Source organism: Staphylococcus shinii (genome assembly GCF_017583065.1).
Classification (GTDB): domain Bacteria; phylum Bacillota; class Bacilli; order Staphylococcales; family Staphylococcaceae; genus Staphylococcus; species Staphylococcus shinii.
The window spans coordinates 128155-148658 of record NZ_JAGEVL010000001.1 but is presented as its reverse complement, the minus strand read 5'-3'; the positions used below and the strand labels follow the sequence as shown (position 1 = coordinate 148658).

The 20504-nt window shown below is 33.2% G+C and carries 18 protein-coding genes; 5 read left to right on the top strand and 13 right to left on the bottom strand.

The features are described from left to right. Positions 1-87 precede the first annotated feature (87 nt). The 3 genes from J5E45_RS00740 to J5E45_RS00730 are packed head-to-tail and all read right to left on the bottom strand — an operon-like array spanning position 88 to position 5567. The gene (locus J5E45_RS00740) at positions 88-3291 is read right to left on the bottom strand and encodes a DNA polymerase III subunit alpha (protein WP_208181458.1); all 3204 of its coding nucleotides are present in this window, start codon (positions 3289-3291) and stop codon (positions 88-90) included. 21 nt (positions 3292-3312) lie between these two features. Then, positions 3313-4248, bottom strand: a complete 936-nt coding sequence (locus J5E45_RS00735) for a DHH family phosphoesterase (protein WP_101093724.1) — start codon at positions 4246-4248, stop codon at positions 3313-3315. Between the two features lie 26 nt (positions 4249-4274). Beyond that, positions 4275-5567 (bottom strand): DRTGG domain-containing protein, encoded by a 1293-nt coding sequence (locus J5E45_RS00730; RefSeq protein ID WP_119585857.1) that lies wholly within the window; start codon positions 5565-5567, stop codon positions 4275-4277. A gap of 226 nt (positions 5568-5793) precedes the next feature. Here J5E45_RS00730 and J5E45_RS00725 point away from each other — a divergent pair, with 226 nt between their 5' ends. Next, entirely contained in the window at positions 5794-6207 is a 414-nt protein-coding gene (locus J5E45_RS00725; protein ID WP_039069880.1) for a universal stress protein, read from the top strand. A gap of 73 nt (positions 6208-6280) precedes the next feature. Here the strand turns inward: J5E45_RS00725 and J5E45_RS00720 are convergent, their stop codons facing one another. Then, positions 6281-6970: a metal-dependent hydrolase gene (locus J5E45_RS00720; RefSeq protein WP_208181457.1), complete on the bottom strand. Its 690-nt coding sequence runs from the start codon at positions 6968-6970 to the stop codon at positions 6281-6283. Positions 6971-7178: 208 nt separating this feature from the next. Here J5E45_RS00720 and J5E45_RS00715 point away from each other — a divergent pair, with 208 nt between their 5' ends. Together J5E45_RS00715 and J5E45_RS00710 are read left to right on the top strand one after the other, a co-directional pair. Then, positions 7179-8231: a M24 family metallopeptidase gene (locus tag J5E45_RS00715; protein ID WP_101049552.1), complete on the top strand. Its 1053-nt coding sequence runs from the start codon at positions 7179-7181 to the stop codon at positions 8229-8231. Next, positions 8228-8857 carry a copper homeostasis protein CutC gene (locus J5E45_RS00710; protein WP_208181455.1) on the top strand — a complete coding sequence of 210 codons (630 nt, stop codon included), beginning with the start codon at positions 8228-8230 and terminating at the stop codon, positions 8855-8857. The genes J5E45_RS00715 and J5E45_RS00710 overlap by 4 nt, the downstream gene beginning before the upstream one ends. Before the next feature lie 119 nt (positions 8858-8976). Here J5E45_RS00710 and ald read toward each other — a convergent pair whose 3' ends face one another. Beyond that, positions 8977-10092 (bottom strand): alanine dehydrogenase, encoded by a 1116-nt coding sequence (ald, locus tag J5E45_RS00705; protein WP_101049556.1) that lies wholly within the window; start codon positions 10090-10092, stop codon positions 8977-8979. Between the two features lie 142 nt (positions 10093-10234). Here ald and J5E45_RS00700 point away from each other — a divergent pair, with 142 nt between their 5' ends. Further along, positions 10235-10738, top strand: a complete 504-nt coding sequence (locus tag J5E45_RS00700) for a universal stress protein (RefSeq protein WP_017722132.1) — start codon at positions 10235-10237, stop codon at positions 10736-10738. A 246-nt stretch (positions 10739-10984) separates the two neighbouring features. Continuing rightward, complete coding sequence (locus J5E45_RS00695) at positions 10985-12163, top strand: esterase-like activity of phytase family protein (RefSeq protein ID WP_208181454.1); 1179 nt, start codon at positions 10985-10987, stop codon at positions 12161-12163. A 200-nt stretch (positions 12164-12363) separates the two neighbouring features. On the opposite strand, the gene J5E45_RS00690 is transcribed toward J5E45_RS00695, so the two are convergent. The 8 genes from J5E45_RS00690 to J5E45_RS00655 form a co-directional block, all read right to left on the bottom strand. Beyond that, positions 12364-13563 (bottom strand): acetate kinase, encoded by a 1200-nt coding sequence (locus tag J5E45_RS00690; RefSeq protein WP_039067111.1) that lies wholly within the window; start codon positions 13561-13563, stop codon positions 12364-12366. A gap of 85 nt (positions 13564-13648) precedes the next feature. Then, a complete protein-coding gene (locus J5E45_RS00685) occupies positions 13649-14596 on the bottom strand; it encodes a class I SAM-dependent methyltransferase (protein ID WP_039067109.1) in 948 nt (315 codons plus the stop codon). A gap of 169 nt (positions 14597-14765) precedes the next feature. After that, positions 14766-15260, bottom strand: a complete 495-nt coding sequence (tpx, locus tag J5E45_RS00680) for a thiol peroxidase (protein ID WP_039067108.1) — start codon at positions 15258-15260, stop codon at positions 14766-14768. 91 nt (positions 15261-15351) lie between these two features. Beyond that, on the bottom strand, positions 15352-15894 hold the full coding sequence (locus tag J5E45_RS00675) for an RDD family protein (protein ID WP_069792206.1): 543 nt from the start codon (positions 15892-15894) through the stop codon (positions 15352-15354). Positions 15895-15902: 8 nt separating this feature from the next. Beyond that, a complete protein-coding gene (gene sppA / locus J5E45_RS00670; RefSeq protein ID WP_039067106.1) occupies positions 15903-16895 on the bottom strand; it encodes a signal peptide peptidase SppA in 993 nt (330 codons plus the stop codon). Between the two features lie 281 nt (positions 16896-17176). Continuing rightward, positions 17177-17950, bottom strand: a complete 774-nt coding sequence (locus J5E45_RS00665; RefSeq protein WP_039067105.1) for a sulfite exporter TauE/SafE family protein — start codon at positions 17948-17950, stop codon at positions 17177-17179. A gap of 46 nt (positions 17951-17996) precedes the next feature. Further along, positions 17997-19220 carry a tRNA uracil 4-sulfurtransferase ThiI gene (gene thiI, locus J5E45_RS00660; protein ID WP_069792207.1) on the bottom strand — a complete coding sequence of 408 codons (1224 nt, stop codon included), beginning with the start codon at positions 19218-19220 and terminating at the stop codon, positions 17997-17999. Then, on the bottom strand, positions 19217-20353 hold the full coding sequence (locus tag J5E45_RS00655; protein ID WP_039067123.1) for a cysteine desulfurase family protein: 1137 nt from the start codon (positions 20351-20353) through the stop codon (positions 19217-19219). The genes thiI and J5E45_RS00655 overlap by 4 nt, the downstream gene beginning before the upstream one ends. Positions 20354-20504: the final 151 nt, after the last annotated feature.

Sequence of the window (20504 nt, the reverse complement as noted above, 5' to 3'; positions counted from 1 at the left end):
AATCTTAATTTATAGAAAATAAAAACTGATGGTAAATTTATGCTCAACCATCAGTTTACTATACCATAGTTTATAGCGCTATTAAAGTTAAATAATTCGAATATCCCATGGTGAAAAGTGTTGAATCAATTTTTCTATTATAATATTTTCTCTAGGAATAAAGCCGATTGTCTTTATTGCATTTTGACTTTCATCAAAATATTGTACAGGAATATTACTTTCATTTGTATCTTTCGTTAAAATTTGATCTATCCCTAACTCATCGTCAAGGTTACGAATAACAATTTTTTGTGCATGGTGAAATTTTGATTGTTCAAAACTTTCAATTGATTCAATTTTATTTATAATAAGTTGCTGTTTATTATTTCTTTTTTCATATTTCCCACTTATTATTAACATTTGATCTTTGTTCAATTCAGTTTCGTATTTTTTAAATGTTTCAGGGAAAACAACGCCATCTAAATTATTGATACCGTCATTCAATGTTATAAAAGCCATATTTTGACCATTTTTAGTTCTAATCTTTTTAAAGCTATCAATTTGAATAAAAATAGGTTGATGATCTCTAGCGTTGGCTAATTTATAAATACCCAAATATTGTTTTTGTTCAAATGCTTTCTCAACAGGGTGTGTTGATACATAAAACCCTAAATATTCTTTTTCGTAATCACTTAGCACTTTGTCTGGCAACTCTTCTTTATCTTCGTAATTCGTTTTTGGCGTTAGTACATCAAATATAAACCCATCTTGTTCAACATCTGACACATCATCTAACACTTGATCTATAGATTGTAATAATGTAGCACGATTTTTACCTAATGTATCAAAAGCACCTACAAGTATCAATGCCTCTAATAATTTCCTAGATTTAATTCTTTTAGGTATGCGTCTTGTAAAGTCAAAGAAATCCTTGTAGTTACCATTTTCTTTTCGTTCTTCCACGATTAGTTTGACACTTTGATATCCTATACCTTTAATCGTACCAAGCGATAAATATATCCCTTTTTTAGTCGCTTTATAAAACCAATGACTATAATTAATATTGGGCGCTAAGATATTGATATTTTGATGTTTTGCCTCATCAACCATTTGTGCAGTTTTCTTCTCACTGCCAATTGAGTTACTTAATATATTCGCATAAAAATAGTTTGGGTAATGTACTTTTAAATATCCCATTATATACGCAATTTTTGAATAACTTACTGCGTGAGCACGAGCGAAGCCATAATCAGCGAATTTTAAAATCAAATCAAAAATCTGTTTACTCAATACTTCTTCATAACCATTTTTCATCGCACCGTTTACAAAATGTTGTCTTTCGCTTTCAAGTACAGCACGATTTTTTTTACTCATAGCTCGACGTAAAATATCCGCTTCGCCATAATTGAAATTCGCAAATTTACTCGCAATTTGCATGATTTGTTCTTGATAAATAATGACACCATAAGTCTTCGATAATATTGGTGCTAAATCTCGATGTAAATATTGTACTTTATCCGGGTTATGTCGGCGAGAAATATAAGTTGGTATCTCTTCCATTGGGCCAGGACGATAAAGTGAGGTGACGGCAACTATATCTTCAAAATGTTCAGGCTGTAACCTCTTTAATACATTTCTAATCCCATCGGATTCTAACTGGAAAATACCAGTTGTATCGCCTTGGGATAACAATTGAAATACTTGTTGATCATCAAAAGGTATTTGTTCTATATCAATGTCGATTTGCATGTCATATTTAACTTGTTTTATGATTTGATGGATTATTGAGAGGTTTCTTAATCCTAAGAAGTCAATTTTCAACAATCCGATTCTTTCTGCTTCAGTCATTGTCCACTGCGTCAACAATCCTGTATCACCTAATATAAGTGGCGCATAATCATAAAGTGGATGATCATTTATAATTATACCTGCCGCATGTGTAGAAGTGTGACGCGGGAGTCCTTCTAGTTTTTTACATATTTCAAACCAACGTTCGTTGCGATGATTACGATGAACAAATTGCTTAAAGTCTTCTTGTTGGTAAGCCTCATCTAATGTGATGCCTAATTTATGCGGGATTAATTTCGATATTTCATTCAAAGTTATTTCATCAAAACTCATAATTCTACCCACATCTCTAGCCACAGCCCTTGCGAGGAGATGACCAAAAGTAACGATACCAGCTACATGATTATCACCATATTTCTCTTGGACATATTGGATCACTTTTTCTCGATGTGTATCTTCAAAATCTATATCAATATCTGGCATGGTTACACGTTCTGGATTTAAAAAGCGCTCGAATAATAGATTATATTGAATGGGGTCTATCGTTGTAATGTTTAATAAATAACTGACTAAAGAGCCAGCCGCTGAGCCACGTCCTGGCCCTACTAATACATCATGCGTCTTAGCATAATGAATCAAATCACTTACTATTAAAAAATAATCTTCAAATCCCATATCAGTAATAACTTTATATTCATGTAATAAACGTTGCTTATAAATATCAAAATGCGCTTGGTTTAAATTCAAGTCATTTAATTTAGTTTCTAATATTTGCCATAAATATTGACTTGACTGTGTATTATTCGGTGTTTCGAATTTAGGTAAGAGTGACTGATTGTAAACCATTTCTGCTTGACAGATAGTTTCAAGCTGATTTGTATGTTCCCATACAGTTTCACTCAATTCTAAATATTCTAGCTCTACTTTCGAATATAGATGTGCATCATAATCTATCGGTTCACTAACTAAGTCTAGTTTACTATTATCTTTAATAGCTGATAGCGCAGTAAGTGTTTCTGCGTCTTGTTTATTTAGATAGCGCGTACTTTGTGCCCATACTACTGGCAAATCAAATGTATAAAGGCTCGTGTGATTGACATATATATGTGAGTGACCCTCTAATTTTGTTACTAAAGCTTCATTAGATGACGAAACGTCTTTAAAAATAACAACAAGGTGTTCAACATATTTTTTCAGCCATTCTAAAGGTGTTTCTGTTTTTTCTTTCATTTTTATAGCAGAAGATAACTTAAATAAATCTTTAAGGCCTTTATTGTCTCGCGCTAATACTATTGTTTCAACGACATCTAATCCATCGGTAACATTGAGTGTCATACCAAAGATAGGATGAATATTTGCTGCGATACACGCATCATAAAATTGTGGATAACCATATAATACATTTGTATCTGTTATAGCTAATGCTGTGTAACCTTCTTTAGCAGCTTTAGCAACGACATCTTTAATTCTCAAACTCGAATACAACAAATCATACGTCGTATGAACATTTAAATGTACTACCATCAGCAAATACCTCCAATCTTTCTATAATTTATTATTTAACGCGTCTGCCAATTCGTTAAAATGGTTCCAATCGCTTACAGATACACCTGAAGCATTTGGGTGTCCGCCGCCACCAAAGTCACTAGCTACATCATTAATTATGATGCCTTTAGATCTGATACGACATCTAATCTCGGTACCTTCATCTACAGCAAATACCCATATTTTCAAACCTTGTATATCTGCAATTGTGTTTACAAATAATGATGCTTCATTCGCTGCAATATCAAATTTTTCAAGGATGTCTTTAGTAATGATAACTTTACAAAACCCTTTTTCGTTCAAGTCAAAATGTTGTAAGACATAACCTTGGAAAGGTAATAATTTTGGATCTTTTTCACCCATTTTATTAAGTTCCTCATTGTGACTGAATGGGAAGGTCAATAATTGGCTCGCAACGTTCATTGTATGAGAAGTTGTATTGTTAAATAAGAAACGTCCCGTATCCCCTACAATACCTAGATAAAGTACCCTTGCCACCGAACCATCTATAATTGATAAATCATTAAAATGTTCAATAAAATCAAATATAATTTCACTTGTTGATGACGCTTGATCATTCACGTAATTAATATCACCATATTGATCCACCGCTGGGTGATGATCAATCTTGATTAACTTACGCCCTTTGTTAAAACGTTCATCACTAATTCTAGGTGCGTTAGCAGTATCACAAACAATAACTAGTGCATTTTTGTATTGCTCATCAGCTACGTCATCAAATGTACCTATAAAGTCTAGCGAAGGTTCGGACTCTCCAACTGCATATATACTTTTATCAGGAAACTTTAATTTTAGATAATTTTTTAATCCTAATTGTGAGCCATAGGCATCTGGATCAGGTCTTACATGCCTATGTATAATAATTGTTTCTGCTGCTTCGATTTCTTGCATAATTTGGTTAAATGCTTTAGTCATCTCTATCTTCCTTTTCAATTTTGTATTTAATCTATCATCTGACATATAATCATAGCTTTAGCTACTTGCTGACCATCGCTTGTCATTGTCGTCTCTAATTTAGCAAAATTTCTTCCGACATCTAACATTTCATAACGTACATGTATTTCTGACTCAATTTGAACGGTTTTGATATATATAATATTCAAACTTTCTATCATAACTTCCAGTTTTTTTAGTTTTCTCATTTCATAACGTACAGTTTCTTCTATGATTGCTACAAAAACTGCTTTACTTAATGTACCATACTGGTTAGTTAGTAATGGGGTGGTTTGCACTTGTATACCATCATTAGCAATCGTAATATGCTTTGCAATTTGATCGTTGATTGTTTCACCGACTTGAGGTTGTCTACTTAGTAATTGCATAGCTGTCAGTACATCTTTTCTTGTAATAACTCCTATAAGCTTCTTACTTGGAGTGATCACTGGTAACAACTCAATACCTTCCCATATCATCATATGCGCACAATTAGCAACAGTCGTTGACAATTGAACGTTAATTGGCGCTTTGGTCATAAATTGTGCAAGTGTATCATTTTCTTCCATCTTTATAATCTCTTTACTAGTAACTATCCCAACAAGTCGCCATTCGTCATCTATAACCGGAAATCTTGAATGTCCCGTTTCACTTGCCTTAACTTTATAGTCATTAAGAGACATATGATCAAAGACTACTGTATCTTCATTTACAGGTTTAACTATGTCCTCCACGACCAAAATTTCTTTGCGAATCATTTGATTATACATTGCTCTATTAATAATATTTGCAACTAGGTATGTATCATAATTCGACGATAGTATAGGTAAATCGTGTTCATCTGCATATTTGATTATTTCGGGTGAAGTGTTAAACCCACCTGTAATAAGTACTGCACTCCCTCTTTTTAATGCTGCTAATTGTACGTCTTTACGGTTACCTACAATGAGTAAAGTATGATTACTTAAATATTTTACAACATCTTCTATTTCCATCGCGCCAATCGCAAACTTTGTAAGTGTTTTAATTAATCCATTTCTACCACCTAGTACTTGTCCATCTATAATCTTTACAATTTCAGCAAAAGTTAATTGTTCAATTTGTTCTCGTGATTTCTTCTCAATGCGAACAGTACCAACCCTATCAATTGTAGCTACTAAACCTATTTGGCCAGCATCTTTGATAGCGCGATAAGCTGTTCCCTCAGAAACGTTGAGATCTTTCGCAATTTTTCTAACAGAAATTTTTTGCCCAACTGCTAGAGATTCTATATATGATAAAATTTGTTCATGCTTTGTCATTTCAATAACCTCATTTATTTTGAACAGTTTCTATCATATTATAACTTTTTATAACTAAAAATGCGATGTAACGAACCAAATAAAATAATTTATATGGATTTAAGTAAAAAGGTTTCTTCAAAATTATATAAAACAGCTTTATTAATAATTTAATATGTTAAATCCAATATTTTAGTTGGCTTTATCAATAAACTTTTATTAGAATGAAGTTAAGGAGGGATGAACAATGTTCAAAAATATTTTACTTGGTGTTGATACAACACTTAAAAACGAAAAAGCACTTGATGAAGTTTCAAAATTAGCAGGAGAAGGTACAAAGGTTACAATTTTAAATGCAATTAGCGAACAGGATGCCCAAGCATCAATCAAATCCGGTGTTCATTTAGATAAACTTGTAGAAAAACGTAGTGAAGGTTTAGAAAGTACACGTAACGCTTTAAAAGAACACGGTATTGAATATGATGAAATTATCGTCCGTGGCAATGCCAAAGAGCAACTAGTCAGAGAAGCTAATAGTGGTAAATATGAAATTGTTGTTCTTAGTAACCGTAAAGCCGAAGATAAGAAAAAGTTTGTATTAGGCAGTGTAAGTCATAAGGTGGCTAAAAGAGCACGCATCCCTGTATTAATAGTAAAGTAATTATAAAAAGCCTGAAGTTCTATAAAGTACTTCAGGCTTTTTATATATAATATGTTTTAAGTTTTATTTTAATTTAAAACTGTACGGCATCTCCAGGTTTCAAAATTTGAACTTCACTTGTTGTTACAGCTTCTTTAAATGCATTAGGGTCTTGTTCAATAAGCTCAAATGTATCATAGTGTACTGGCACAGTAATATTTGGTTTTATAAATGTATTTATTGCATAACTAGCATCGTCTATTCCCATTGTGAAATTATCACCAATAGGAATAAAGCATACGTCAACTGGATGGCGATCAGCTATTAATTTCATATCGCTAAACAACCCTGTATCACCTGTATGGTAAATTGTCTTACCTTCTGCCTCAATAATCACTCCCATTGGCATGCCTAGATAGACTGGCACACCATTATCATCCGTTAAACTTGAACTATGGAATGCTTGTACAAATTTCACACTTCCGAAGTCTAATTCTGCCTTACCACCTATATTCATTGGTCTTACATGCTCTACATTATGATATGTAGTTAAATAATCTCCTAATTCTGCAGATCCAATGACAGTTGCGTGGTTTCTATTAGCAAGTTCAATCGTATCCCCAAAATGATCAACATGACCATGTGTCAAAATGATATAGTCAACTTCCAAAGTAGATGCATCTAAATCTGACATACCATTACCCGTTATAAATGGATCCACAATGACCTTCTTGCCGTTCGCTTCGAAATATATTGTTGATTGTCCATGAAATGAAAGTTTCATTTTTTAATTCCTCCCATAAATCTATTTATTCTACTTATACCACGATATCACTCTTATATAACACACTAATTCATTTAAAATCGTTATGTAGCATATTTAACCAACACATAAGTGAATGAAATATGATTATTATAATATTTAACTTTTGAATTCCTTCATGAAGTGGCATAAAATTGAAATGATTATAATTTTAGGAGGATGAATAATAATGAAATTAGAACAGATTACTAAAGAATTGCAAACACAACAAGCTGATGCAGCTTGGATTACTACACCACTTAATATCTTTTATTTCACAGGCTACTTAAGTGATCCTCATGAACGATTATTAGCTTTATTAATTAAAGCTAACGGGGAACAAATATTATTTTGCCCACAATTAGAAATGGAAGATGTTAAAAATTCGCCATTTGAAGGAGAAGTTATTGGTTATTTAGATACTGAAAATGGTTTGGATAAATATCCTCTTAAAATAAATAAATTACTTGTTGAAGCGGAACATTTAACACTACATCGTCAACGCGCGCTCATAGATGCCTTTGGTGTCCAACATTTTGGCGATATCGATCAAACAATTAAAGAGTTACGCAATGTTAAAAATGAAAATGAAATTGCTACTATTAAGAAAGCATGTGAACTCGCCGATAAATGTATTGAAATCGGAGTAGCATTTTTAAAAGAAGGTGTCACAGAGCGTCAAGTTGTTAATCATATTGAAAATGAAATCAAGGCTTATGGTGTTAATGAAATGAGTTTTGATACGATGGTATTATTTGGCGACCATGCAGCCTCCCCTCACGGAACTCCAGGTGACCGTCAACTTCAAAATGATGAATTTGTATTATTTGATTTAGGCGTAATTTACGATAATTATTGCAGTGATATGACAAGAACCGTTAAATTTGGCACACCAAGTGATGAGGCACAAGAAATTTATAATATCGTATTAAAAGCAGAACAAGAGGCTATTGCAGCAATCAAACCTGGTGTAACAATTAAAGATGTTGATGATATCGCACGCAATATCATTAGTGACGCTGGTTACGGCGAATACTTTCCACATAGGTTAGGTCATGGTTTAGGTTTAGAAGAACATGAATATCAAGATGTTTCTAGTTCAAATACAAATCAATTTGTCGCTGGTATGGTAGTTACAGTAGAACCAGGTATCTATGTACCCGGTGTAGCGGGCGTGCGTATAGAAGACGATATTCTTGTTACTGAAGATGGACATGAAAGCTTGACTGGATACGAAAAATGATTAAAGAGGCAGTAGTTGAAACAATTCAGCAAGTCGAACAAGCAATCAGCAACGGTGCGAATCGCATTGAACTGTGTGACAACTTAACTGTTGGTGGCACAACGCCAAGTGTTGGTATGGTAGAAATTGCTACAGAAATATGTCACGCAAATCGCGTTGAAATAGCAATAATGGTTCGGCCACGTGGCGGAGATTTTGTCTATAATCTATATGATTTTGAGATTATGCAACGTGATATAAAGACATTAAAGCAATTTAATGTTGATTATTTTGTATTTGGTTGTTTGACGCAAGATTCAGTCTTAAATGAATGGCAAATGAAAACATTAAAACAAATTGCTGATTCTATTCCTGTAGTTTGTCATATGGCATTCGATGAAATTCATGAGCACGGTCAAATCAAAGCGCTACACCAACTAATTGATCTTAAATTCACCAGATTGCTAACCCATGGCGGTCCAAGTGATACTGATATCTTTGATAATTTAAATCATTTAGGTAAATTAGTCGTTAATTCAGGTGGTAATATTGAAATCATGCCTGGTGGCGGATTAAATAAGGATAATTTACAAGAACTTCTTGAATCCTTCCCTTTTCAAGAAGTTCACGGGACAAAAATTGTCTAATACGTTTTAATCAATATGACGATTTATAAGATTTGGACAAAATATTTAGTAATAAAAAACTGGTAATGCCCATAATGTGTTAATTCACATCGGTTTACCAGTTTTTATTTTTTATATAATTATTTTAATGCACTTTCAATATCGGTATACGATAATTTTAATGCTTCAGCTACACCTTTGTTCGTTAACTCACCATTAATTGTGTTTAAACCTAACGACAATGCTTCGTTATCTTGTAATGCTTTTAAATAGCCTTTTCCAGCGATTTGTTGTGCATAAGGTAACGTTGCATTATTTAAAGCGATTGTTGATGTACGAGGTACTGCGCCAGGCATATTTGCTACTGCATAGTGTACTACACCATGTTTCTTATATGTTGGATCATCATGTGTAGAAATACGGTCAGTGGTTTCGAATATACCACCTTGATCAATTGCGATATCAACTATGACAGCACCATCTCTCATTTCTTTAACCATGTCTTCAGTAACAAGGTTTGGAGCTTTAGCTCCAGGAATCAATACCGCACCAATGACTAAATCGCTATCTTTCACACATTGCTCTATATTTAAAGGATTAGACATGATTGTGTGTACTCGACCATCAAATAAGTCTTCCAATTCTTGTAATCGTTTAGGATTAACATCTAAAATCGTAACATCTGCGCCTAGTCCAAGCGCAATTTTTGCAGCATTTGTACCTGCTTGACCCCCACCGATAATTGATACGCGTCCTTTAGAAACGCCCGGTACGCCACCAAGTAGTATACCCATGCCGCCTTTATATTTTTGTAAAAATTCAGCTCCAATTTGAGCAGACATACGCCCCGCTACTTCACTCATTGGAGTTAACAGTGGTAACGAACGATCTGGCAATTGCACGGTTTCATATGCGATACCAACAACTTTATTATCTAATAAAGCTTGCGTTAACGCTGGTTCGTTCGCTAAATGTAAATAAGTAAATAAAATTAAGCCTTCTTTAAAATATTGGAACTCTTCTGCTAGTGGTTCTTTAACTTTCATGACCATATCTACGTTCCAAACTTCTGCTTGCTCATTAACAATTTTAGCCCCTGCTGCAGTGTAGTCCACGTCTTCAAAATATGAACCCAAACCTGCAGATTTTTCAACGATAACAGTGTGACCTTGTTCAACTAGTGCATGTACACCACTCGGCGACAAACTCACTCTATTTTCGTTATTTTTAATCTCTTTAGGAATACCTATAATCATTTCATCCACCTCCAAATTCATAGTAACGCGTATCCGATGAAAGCGCAATCATAGTTTAGGGTAGTTTTACAACATACAAATTGTGTTAATATTCTGTAAACAGTGGTATAATATATGTAAGAAAAATAAGGAGGTAATTACGATGCTAACTTATAAAAATATTTTAATAGCAGTCGATGGTTCACATGAGGCAGAGTGGGCATTTAACAAGGCTGTAGACGTAGCAAAACGTAACGATTCAAAACTTACTGTTGTGAATGTGATCGATTCAAGAACATATTCTTCATACGAAGTATATGATGCGCAATTCACTGAGAAATCTAAAAATTTCTCTGAAGATTTGTTAAAAGGTTATAAAGAAGTCGCTACAAATGCAGGTGTAACTGATGTTGAAACACGTTTAGAATTCGGTTCACCAAAAGCAATTATTCCTAAAAAATTAGCTGCTGATGTCGATGCAGATTTAATTATGTGTGGTACGTCTGGTTTAAATGCCGTAGAAAGATTCATTGTTGGTTCTGTGTCTGAGGCTATTGTGCGTCATTCTCCTTGTGATGTATTAGTTGTACGTACAGAAGAACTTCCTGAAGACTTCCAACCACAAGTTGCTACTGATGAATTCAGATCACAATACCAAGCTCGTTAAGTTGATACGAATAGTGAATGTTATACATTGTATTATTCACGTATAACATAATAATGTTTGAAGCAGGATAGTTTGTTCACACTAATTGGACACTTTATCCTGTTTTTTTTGATTAAGTTATTAACACTACATAAATAATACTTTAATAACATTCACTTTTACAACATTGTTATCCAAAATTCAAGAGGACTTCACAATAATGACTTATCCTTTAATTAACAAACATTTGAAAGGAGTAAAGTAATTATGCAACAGCTCAAAAAAGCCATCTTATTTACATTTCTAGCTTTTATAATGATAAGTATGATTTCATTTAATGCTTTTGCATCAAGTGAAATTGACATCGGGTCATCTTCCCGCCATGTTGATCAACTCAAACTTATAGATAGTAAAACGATACCACATAATCAAACCTACAATAACACCAAAATTGGTGGTATATCAGGCATTACATACAACCCTAAATCTAATAAGTGGTACCTACTTAGTGACGATCGCTCGGAGCATAACCCATCCAGATTTTATGAAGCAAATTTAAATTATAATCATCGTCAATTGAATAACATAAACATAAAAAATGTTCATACGTTAAAACAGCAAAACGGAAATAATTATATAAGTAAAAAACAATTTAATAACAAATCTAAGGATGTTGTTGCAGACCCAGAATCAATCCGTTTTGACCCTTGGACGAACAATATTTTATATACAAGCGAAGGTGATAGAAGTTTAGGATTAAATCCTTTTATCAGATTTAGTAATTTAAAAGGTGATTTTATTTCTGAAGTACCTATTAGTGACTCATTAAAAATGGATACTCAAACAAAAAAAGGATTCCGTAATAACCTAGCCCTTGAAGGCAGTACGTTTTCAGTTGATGGAAATTCTATATGGACTTCTATGGAAGCACCATTAATACAAGACGGTCCAGTTCCTACAGCCAATTCAGGTGCCTTATCACGTATCACACAATACGACCGCCAAGGCAACGTATTATCTGAATATGCCTACCCAGTTGATTCAGTACCTTACGCGCAAGACAACGTTAAAACTGCAGAAAACGGGGTTTCAGAGATATTAGCAATTAATAATCATGAATTTTTAACATTAGAAAGAGCCAGTGTCCAGTCATCCGATGGTTCATTTAAAAACTATGTACGTATTTATAAAATAGATGTTAATCACGCATCTGACATAAAAAACATAACTGCTTTGCAAAATAGTCAAGTAACACCTGTTAAAAAGAAATTAGTCGCTAATTTAAATAATGAACAATTAGATAAAGTAGATAATATCGAAGGCATGACGTTTGGGAAAAAATTAGCAAATGGTAATGATTCCCTTGTAATTGTATCAGATAATAACTTTAACAAATCTCAAGTATCACAAATCATTGTATTTGAAGTATTAAATAATAAAGATTGATTCCAGCACTTTAGATATATTATTATTCACAAAAAGCACCACGAAAATCTTATGCATAGCATGAGATTTTCGTGGTGCTTTAATTTTTAAAAGTGGCCTATGAAATACACCATTTGTTTCTAAACAGAATTAGATGAATACAACGAATTATATTTGCTATTGTATTTAGTCTAACCTTTAAGATTTTATTGTTATAAAAATTATTTAACGTCACCAAATTCTACAACGTCACGTGCGATCATAACTTCTTCATTCGTTGGGATAACAATTACTTTAACCGGTGAATGTGGGTAGTTAATAAATCCTTCTTCACCATGAATTGATTCATTTTTCTTAGCATCCCAATAAACACCCATAAATTCTAGACCTTCTAATACTTTTGCTCTAACTGGGTCTGAGTTCTCACCAACACCAGCTGTAAATACAATCACGTCTACGCCGTGCATACGCGTTGCATATGAACCGATGTATTTATGGATACGAGAAGCAAATACATCAAGTGCTAATTGTGCTCTCTCTTTACCTTCTTTAGCTTCATCAATAATATCTCTCAAATCACTAGAAGTTCCTGAAATACCTAATAAACCAGATTCTTTATTTAAAGTATTTAAGACTTCTTCGGCATTTTTACCAGTTTTCTCCATGATGAATGGAATTAATGCTGGGTCAATGTTACCTGAACGTGTTCCCATTGTCACACCTGCTAATGGCGTGAAGCCCATAGAAGTATCTACAGATTCCCCACCATCAATAGCGGCAATAGAAGCACCATTTCCGATATGACATGAAATAATGCGTAATTCTTCAATTGGTTTACCTAAGATTTCTGAAGCACGTTGTGATACATATTTATGACTCGTACCATGGAAGCCATATTTACGAATTCCAAAATCTTCATAATATTGGTACGGTAAACTATATAGATAAGATTTTTCTGGCATTGTTTGGTGGAATGAAGTGTCAAACACAGCAACATGTGGTATCTCAGGAAGTAATTTACGGAATGCACGAATTCCCATTAAATTGGCTGGGTTGTGTAATGGCGCAAGCTCACTTAATGATTCAATTTGTTTTTCAACTTCGTCATCTACATAAGTTGAAGCTGGGAATACTTCACCACCATGAACGACACGGTGTCCAGTACCATCAATATCGTAAATACTTTCAATAATACCATGTTCTTTGAAACTTTCTAACATAATATTAACAGCATCTTCATGATTATCGATATCTTTTGTTTCAGTTATTTTTTCCCCATTCACTTCAATAGTGAAAATAGAATTTTTTAGTCCAATACGTTCAATAAGTCCCTTAGTTACAATTTTTTCTTCCGGCATTTCAATAAGTTGAAATTTCAAAGATGAACTACCAGCGTTAATGGCCAAAATTAATTTTGACATAAGCATAATGCCTCCATTTTTTTAAGTTTTTAATATCCATATCTATTTAATCATTAATACAGTTCAAATACAAGAATATTACAGCTTAATTTTCAGGGTGATTTTCTTGCATCCATGCATTTAGATCTTGTAAAAATCCTTGGAATTGTTGTGGACTTTTGAAATCAGGAATATTTGCTAGTAAAACTTCTACAGATTTGGTTACATTCGTTTCTTTTTTCTGTAACACAAGTATAGATTTACGCGCTTTTTCGTTTTTAAATAGTGTAGCAGGTAAATTTAGAAAAGCTTGCATCTCTGTTTCTGTAGCAATGAAATTTTGTAACTGTTTCACATTTTCACCTTCAAAAATATTGCTTGGTACAACTAAAAAGGCATAACCAGACGGTTTCATTGCTGTAATAGCTTGTTCTATAAGTAAGAAATGTGAATAACTATGTCCTTCTTCAAAACCAAGCGACATTTTTTTACTTCTATCATCTACTGGATAATATCCAATCGGCAAATCACCAATAACAACATCTGCATCTTCAAATGGTAATGGCATAATCGCATCTTGTGGGTATACGTCAAATGGTATTTCTAAGAAATTGGCTAAATGTACACTTACTCTAGATAATACTGGATCAACTTCTACTAAATGATGCATTAATGTATGATCTGAAAGCACTTCATGCACAGATGCACTTAAATGCCCTGCTCCACTAGCAAGATCGGCGATATGCATAGCTTCACTATTTTTCAAGAAACGTTCAGAAAGAAAGCCTAGGATCAGGCCTATAGAGTCTGGTGTAATTTGATGATTCGCTTGTATATCTTCATTTTGCATCAAACTTAGATAAGCAAATTGAAATGCTTTTCTTCTATCTTGCAAAGTAGCTTGTTCTAGCAAGTCTCTCTCATTTGTATAAACATATTCCATTGCAAGTCCTAAATTCTCAATAAAACTTTGTCCATTATCTTCGTTTAACGATTTAGCTTTTTCATCTAATGTCTGGAATAACTTCTCCATTACTGTTTCTTCTTGTGTCATTTAATAGTCCTTTCTAAAAAAACTGTCCATAATTTAATTGAAATCAAGTTAGTTTCAGCTAACTTATTTTACCAAATAATTATGGACAGTAAATTTTATAATGTCAATGATACTGTTTCTCCGTATAACAATATTTTAACATATGATATTTTAAATAAAATTAATCGACTTAAATGCTACGATAAGCTTCTAAAGCAGCATCAAAATCTGGGAAGTCTGTACCTTCTGAAACAATTTCAGTATATACAACTTTATTATTTTTATCTAAGACAAAAACTGAACGTGCAAGCAAACGTAATTCTTCCATCACAACGCCATAGTTTTTACCAAAAGATAAATCTTTATGATCACTTAATGTAATAACATTATCTAATCCGTTTGAGGCACACCATCTTTTTTGTGCAAATGGTAAATCAACAGAAACAGTTAATACAACGCCGTCTTCTTTTGAAGCTTCTTCATTGAATTTACGTGTTTGTTGATCGCAAACACCAGTATCTATAGATGGTACAACACTAATAAGTTTTTTTTGACCATCGTAAGTTGATAAGTTTACTTCATTTAAATCATTATCTAATACAGTGAAATCGGGTGCAATTTCTCCTTTTTTCACTTGTGAACCTAATAAAGTAATTGGATCTTGCTTGAATGTAATTTGCGCCATTAGAACGCCTCCTAAATTAAAAGTGTTTACTCTGTAATTATAACTGTTTGTGTTTCTGAAATAAACTATTCAACTTATAAATTGTGTTAAACTACTTCAAATAAAACAATTTATCTAATTTATTTTTTATAACGACTGTATCTGCAAAATAATCGTGAATACCTCTATGTTTGTTTGTAAATATAACTACTAAGTATGGCAAATTCATAAATACACCGCTAATAATACGTCCTATCCACTCTCTAAAAAATACATCTGGCCAAGTCAAACGTTGTCTGTCTATACGCTCAACTCTTATATTACATATCATTTTCCCTAATGTTTGTTTAAAATACTTTGTAAGTAGTACAAAATACAAGTAAAATACTAATGCATTTAGCAAGTGTCCGACACTAAAATAATCAATCCACAACTTTAAAGAATCCATGTTTGTAAAATGATAAATAGGTTTCAAAACAAAACTCTCTATACCAAAAATAATCAGTAAATCTATGATAAATGCACAAAACCTTATTCCAAATCCTGCGTATAATGCTTTGGAAATTTGTGCATGGTAAAGATCACTTGTTTCGACTTCCCTGTTGTCATTGTTTATTTTTTCTTTATCTCTATATTCATTTTGTATATTTTCCATGGTCACACCTAACCTTCGTAAAGATACATAGGTTCAGTTTTAGTATCATTATTGATTACTGACTTAATATCTTTAAAACTATCTGTAAACTTAGAAACGCTCATCTTCATATCTGAAAATGATGAGAAGAATCCACCGCCTTCTGTATATTCAAATACTTCAGCATCTTTAGATTTAATATCTTTCTGTAAAGCTTTTATAGTCTTATCTTCATAACCTATTTCATCAATCAGACCGTTACTTTTTGCTTGTTGTGCACTATAAATGCGGCCGTCAGCTAACTTCCTAACTTTATTCTCTGGCATATCTCTGCCATCTTTAACAATATTCACAAAACGATCAAAGCTATCATCTAATACAGATTGTAAGATGCTTCTTTCTTCTGAAGTCATCTCTCTTGAACTACTTAAAATATCTTTATGGTCGCCAGATTTAATTACATTTTGTTTTATTCCTAGATTCTTTTGTAATTCCGAATAATCGACACTGGACATGATTACTCCGATAGAACCTGTCATTGATTGTGGTCCTGCATAAATTTTATCGGCAGGCGCTGAAATATAATAGCCTCCTGATGCTGCCATCGATTCCATATGTACATAAACTTTTTTGTTCTTCTGTTTAATTTCTTTTATTTTTTCGTATATTTCATCACTTGGGTAGGTGCCACCGCCAGGTGTATTGACTGTTAATAACATACCTTTAATAGTGTCATCTTTTTTCACGTTATCTAACTGTTTAAGAAAAGACTCATGATTATAGCCACTTTCACCAAATAATCCACCACCCGTGCCTTCAGCGATTTCTCCATTTAATGTTAAATGTGCAATACGTTTGCTCGAATCACCTTCTTTTTCTATTTTTTCTGTAAAGGGATCCATCGCTGTAGAAGACGAATCATTAAACATTGTGGTTACAAAAGCTGATATCGAGCTCATAACAATACCACCAACCACTATAACAATTGCAATTATAATAGCAATAATGCGTTTTTTCGACATTTAATCGTCACTCCTATATTTTAATAATCTTGTTATCTCACGCTTAATTTAAACACAATTAATTCATTAATGTATACCTTTTTACCAAACAATTGAAAACAAGGCAGAACAGAAATCGTAAACGTAAAGTTGATTTCAGTGTTCTGCCTTGTCATACGGTGAATATAAATTTTGCAACAATTCAATTTCAAAAAATTGTGTATTACATTTGTATATTTTTCTACTTAATAACTGCTTAAGTCACGTTTTACTATTGCTTAGTTGTCAGAAATTAGATTCTTTTATATTATTTGCATGATATAATCATATGTATTTTTCAAAATCAAAATTGCAGTAACAATAATGAATAAGCCTTTAACATAGCCAACGCCTTTTTTAATAGCAAACATCGCTCCGATATAAGACCCACAAATCATACTAGCTGCCATGATAAAGCCATAAAAATAATCTACTTGATCTAAAAAGATAAAAAGAATTAATGCGCCTAAATTAGATGCAAAATTGAGTACTTTAGCATTCCCTGCTGCACCTAAAAAATCAAAACCAAACATTAGTAATATGAATAGCATAAATGACCCCGTACCGCCGCCAAGAAAGCCATCATAAAGACCAATCAAACCCATTAAAGATGTAAATAAAATCGCTTTAGGTATAGTTAGTTTTGTGAAAGTCCGTACATTACCCCAATCTTTTTTCATGATTGTATAAATCATCACAACTGTTAATACGACAATTACGACAGGCTTTAATAATTGAGAAGGCAAGAATGTTGCAATACTTGCGCCTCCCATTGCCATAATAAATACAATTGGAAATAATTTCCCTACAATCTTTAAATCTACATTACCTGACCGTAAAAATCGAAAAGCACTTGTCATTGAACCAAATGCACTCGCTAATTTATTTGTACCTAAGGCCATAGACGGCGGCATACCTACAGCTAGCAGTGCAGGAATAGAAATTAACCCGCCACCACCTACAACAGCATCAATAAATGCCGCCAAAAAGCCTAAAAGAATAATGATGATTACGATAGATATGTCCCATTCCAACATCCCATCACTCCCCTTGTTTAATTAATTAATTAATTAATTTTTAAAGCTAAAATAGATCATCAGCTAGCGCTTGTGTAGCTGAATCTTTCTCACTTTGGTAATCGCTTGTAATATATAATGTCTCAATTTCGTCCGCAGCCTGTTGTACAAGTGGTTCAAAATCGTAACCACTTTCATATTTTTCTACTTTTTCTAACTCCGGTTCAGTAACTGGATTTTTAGGAGTGAAAATTGTACAACAATCCTCAAACGGTTGGATAGATACATCAAATGTACCTATATCTTTAGCTTTTTTAACAATATCTTCTTTATCTAAAGTCAGTAAAGGACGTAATACAGGCGTAGATGTGACATGATTTATCGCATACATACTCTTTAATGTTTGACTTGCAACTTGGCCTAAATTCTCACCATTTACAATCGCATGCGCGTCAATATCATGCACCACTTTGTCAGCTACTCGCATCATCATACGACGTGTTGAAGTCATGGTATAACGTTCATGAACTTCTTTGTTCACCTGTTTTTGTAGTGCTGTAAATGGCACGATGTGTAATTTAATTGGTCCAACACGTTCTGATAAAATTCTCGTTAATTCGATTACTTTTTCTTTTGCTTTTTCACTTGTAAACGGTGGACTATGGAAATGTATCGCTTCTACAGTAACGCCTCTACGCATAACTTCTACACCAGCAACTGGAGAATCAATACCACCAGATAGCATTAATAAAGTTTTACCTCCAGTACCAACAGGTAATCCGCCAGAGCCTGCAATCACTTGATCATACATGTATATAGCATCTAAACGCACTTCAACTTTAATCACGTGATCTGGATTGTGAACATCTACATTTAAATGATCAGTTTCACTTAATACAGCTCCACCTAAAGTTCTTTGTAATTCATATGTGTCATATGGGAAGTTTTTATCCGAACGCTTTACATCAATTTTAAACGTATCGTCTTGCTCATACTCTTTAGCAAATCGAACAGCTAACTCTTTTGCCGCTTCTACTGTTTTATCAATTTTTAATACAGGGCTTATTGAATAAATACCAAAGACTTTTTTTAATCTATTGCACATTTCTTCAATATCTGCACCTTCCGCTAGTTCTATATACATTCTATCTCTATTTGCCTTTACCATGTATCCTTGTAATGGCATTAACGCACGCTTTACATTTGAACGTAATTTGTTCACAAATATTTTACGGTTAGCTCCTTTTAACGTTAGCTCGCCGTACCTCACTAATATATGATCATATATCATACTAATAACTCCCTCACTTCTTCATAAACTAATTTGAATTTATCTTTAAACTCTTGTATATCTTTTGATGTAGTATGACTTCCCATAGAAATTCGAATACTACCTTCAATTTGTTTCACAGGTACATTCATAGCCAATAACACTTCGTTAAGACTCGCTTTTTTAGATGAACAGGCACTTGTTGTCGATAACATGATGTCATTTTTAGAAAATGCATTCACTAAAACTTCACCTTTAACACCTGGTAAGCCAATATTCAGTATATGAGGCGCACCTTCTTGTAGTGAATTAATCTTAACTCCAGTAAAGTTAATTAAGAACTGACTGAGTTCATCATGATAACTACGCAACTGGCTATTTAAAATAGATGTTTGATTTACGGCTGCTTTAATCGCTTTTACAATTGCAATATTCATTGGCAAGTTCACTGTGCCGCTTCTTACACCGTACTCTTGACCTCCACCATGTACAATAGGCTCTAGTTGGTGAATATTACGCACAAAAAGTACGCCTTGACCTTTCAATCCATTAAATTTATGTCCACTTAAACTGAGCGTATCTACGCCCTCAAATATAAGTGGTATTTTTCCTAAAGCTTGCACTGCATCTACATGTAAATGTGCTTTAGGATATTGGTGGACAATTTTAGCTACATCTTCAATAGGTTGTATTTGCCCCATAATATTATTAACATGCATACAAGTTACTAATCCCACATTGTCAGTCATTAACGTTTCTAAATGTGCCAAATCTATTCGCCCATCATCTAAAACATTCACATATTTAACTATAAACCCCTCTGCTTCAAGCGAACGAACTACTTCTAAAACTGAAGGGTGTTCTAATACTGAAGTAATAATTTCATTGGCAAATACTTTTTTCTTATATGCGATACCTTTAATTGCTATATTATTACTTTCAGTAGCACCGCTTGTATAGATAATATCAAATGTCTGTTTCAAATCAAATAGGTCTTTAATTTGTTGTTTTGATTGCTGTAATAATTGTTCTGCCTGTAATCCTGATTGATGTGGGCTGTTAGGGTTAAAGTATAGTGACTGATTCACTTTAACAAAGGTGTCCAATACATCTTGATTGGGCTTTGTAGTCGCAGCATTATCTAAATATATCACCGCGTTCACTCCATTCATTATATATATTATAAACGATTCAATTTTTAACATTTTGTCTGCGTTTTTTGTTTTCCCTTTTAGCATTATACTCGCTTTTAATAAAAAGAAAAGACACGAAATGTTAAATCATTCCGTGTCAACTTACTATTTT

What these genes read in the sequence shown, in the direction of transcription:
- J5E45_RS00725 (WP_039069880.1), top strand. Translation starts at nt 5,794, where the DNA reads ATGTTCAAAAATATTTTACTTGGTGTTGATACAACACTTAAAAACGAA.
- J5E45_RS00685 (WP_039067109.1), bottom strand. Translation starts at nt 14,596, where the DNA reads ATGACACAAGAAGAAACAGTAATGGAGAAGTTATTCCAGACATTAGAT.
- ald (WP_101049556.1), bottom strand. Translation starts at nt 10,092, where the DNA reads ATGATTATAGGTATTCCTAAAGAGATTAAAAATAACGAAAATAGAGTG.
- J5E45_RS00665 (WP_039067105.1), bottom strand. Translation starts at nt 17,950, where the DNA reads ATGTTGGAATGGGACATATCTATCGTAATCATCATTATTCTTTTAGGC.
- J5E45_RS00695 (WP_208181454.1), top strand. Translation starts at nt 10,985, where the DNA reads ATGCAACAGCTCAAAAAAGCCATCTTATTTACATTTCTAGCTTTTATA.
- sppA (WP_039067106.1), bottom strand. Translation starts at nt 16,895, where the DNA reads ATGTCGAAAAAACGCATTATTGCTATTATAATTGCAATTGTTATAGTG.
- J5E45_RS00690 (WP_039067111.1), bottom strand. Translation starts at nt 13,563, where the DNA reads ATGTCAAAATTAATTTTGGCCATTAACGCTGGTAGTTCATCTTTGAAA.
- J5E45_RS00730 (WP_119585857.1), bottom strand. Translation starts at nt 5,567, where the DNA reads ATGACAAAGCATGAACAAATTTTATCATATATAGAATCTCTAGCAGTT.
- J5E45_RS00720 (WP_208181457.1), bottom strand. Translation starts at nt 6,970, where the DNA reads ATGAAACTTTCATTTCATGGACAATCAACAATATATTTCGAAGCGAAC.
- J5E45_RS00700 (WP_017722132.1), top strand. Translation starts at nt 10,235, where the DNA reads ATGCTAACTTATAAAAATATTTTAATAGCAGTCGATGGTTCACATGAG.
- J5E45_RS00715 (WP_101049552.1), top strand. Translation starts at nt 7,179, where the DNA reads ATGAAATTAGAACAGATTACTAAAGAATTGCAAACACAACAAGCTGAT.
- J5E45_RS00735 (WP_101093724.1), bottom strand. Translation starts at nt 4,248, where the DNA reads ATGACTAAAGCATTTAACCAAATTATGCAAGAAATCGAAGCAGCAGAA.
- J5E45_RS00710 (WP_208181455.1), top strand. Translation starts at nt 8,228, where the DNA reads ATGATTAAAGAGGCAGTAGTTGAAACAATTCAGCAAGTCGAACAAGCA.
- J5E45_RS00675 (WP_069792206.1), bottom strand. Translation starts at nt 15,894, where the DNA reads ATGGAAAATATACAAAATGAATATAGAGATAAAGAAAAAATAAACAAT.
- tpx (WP_039067108.1), bottom strand. Translation starts at nt 15,260, where the DNA reads ATGGCGCAAATTACATTCAAGCAAGATCCAATTACTTTATTAGGTTCA.
- J5E45_RS00740 (WP_208181458.1), bottom strand. Translation starts at nt 3,291, where the DNA reads ATGGTAGTACATTTAAATGTTCATACGACGTATGATTTGTTGTATTCG.
- thiI (WP_069792207.1), bottom strand. Translation starts at nt 19,220, where the DNA reads ATGATATATGATCATATATTAGTGAGGTACGGCGAGCTAACGTTAAAA.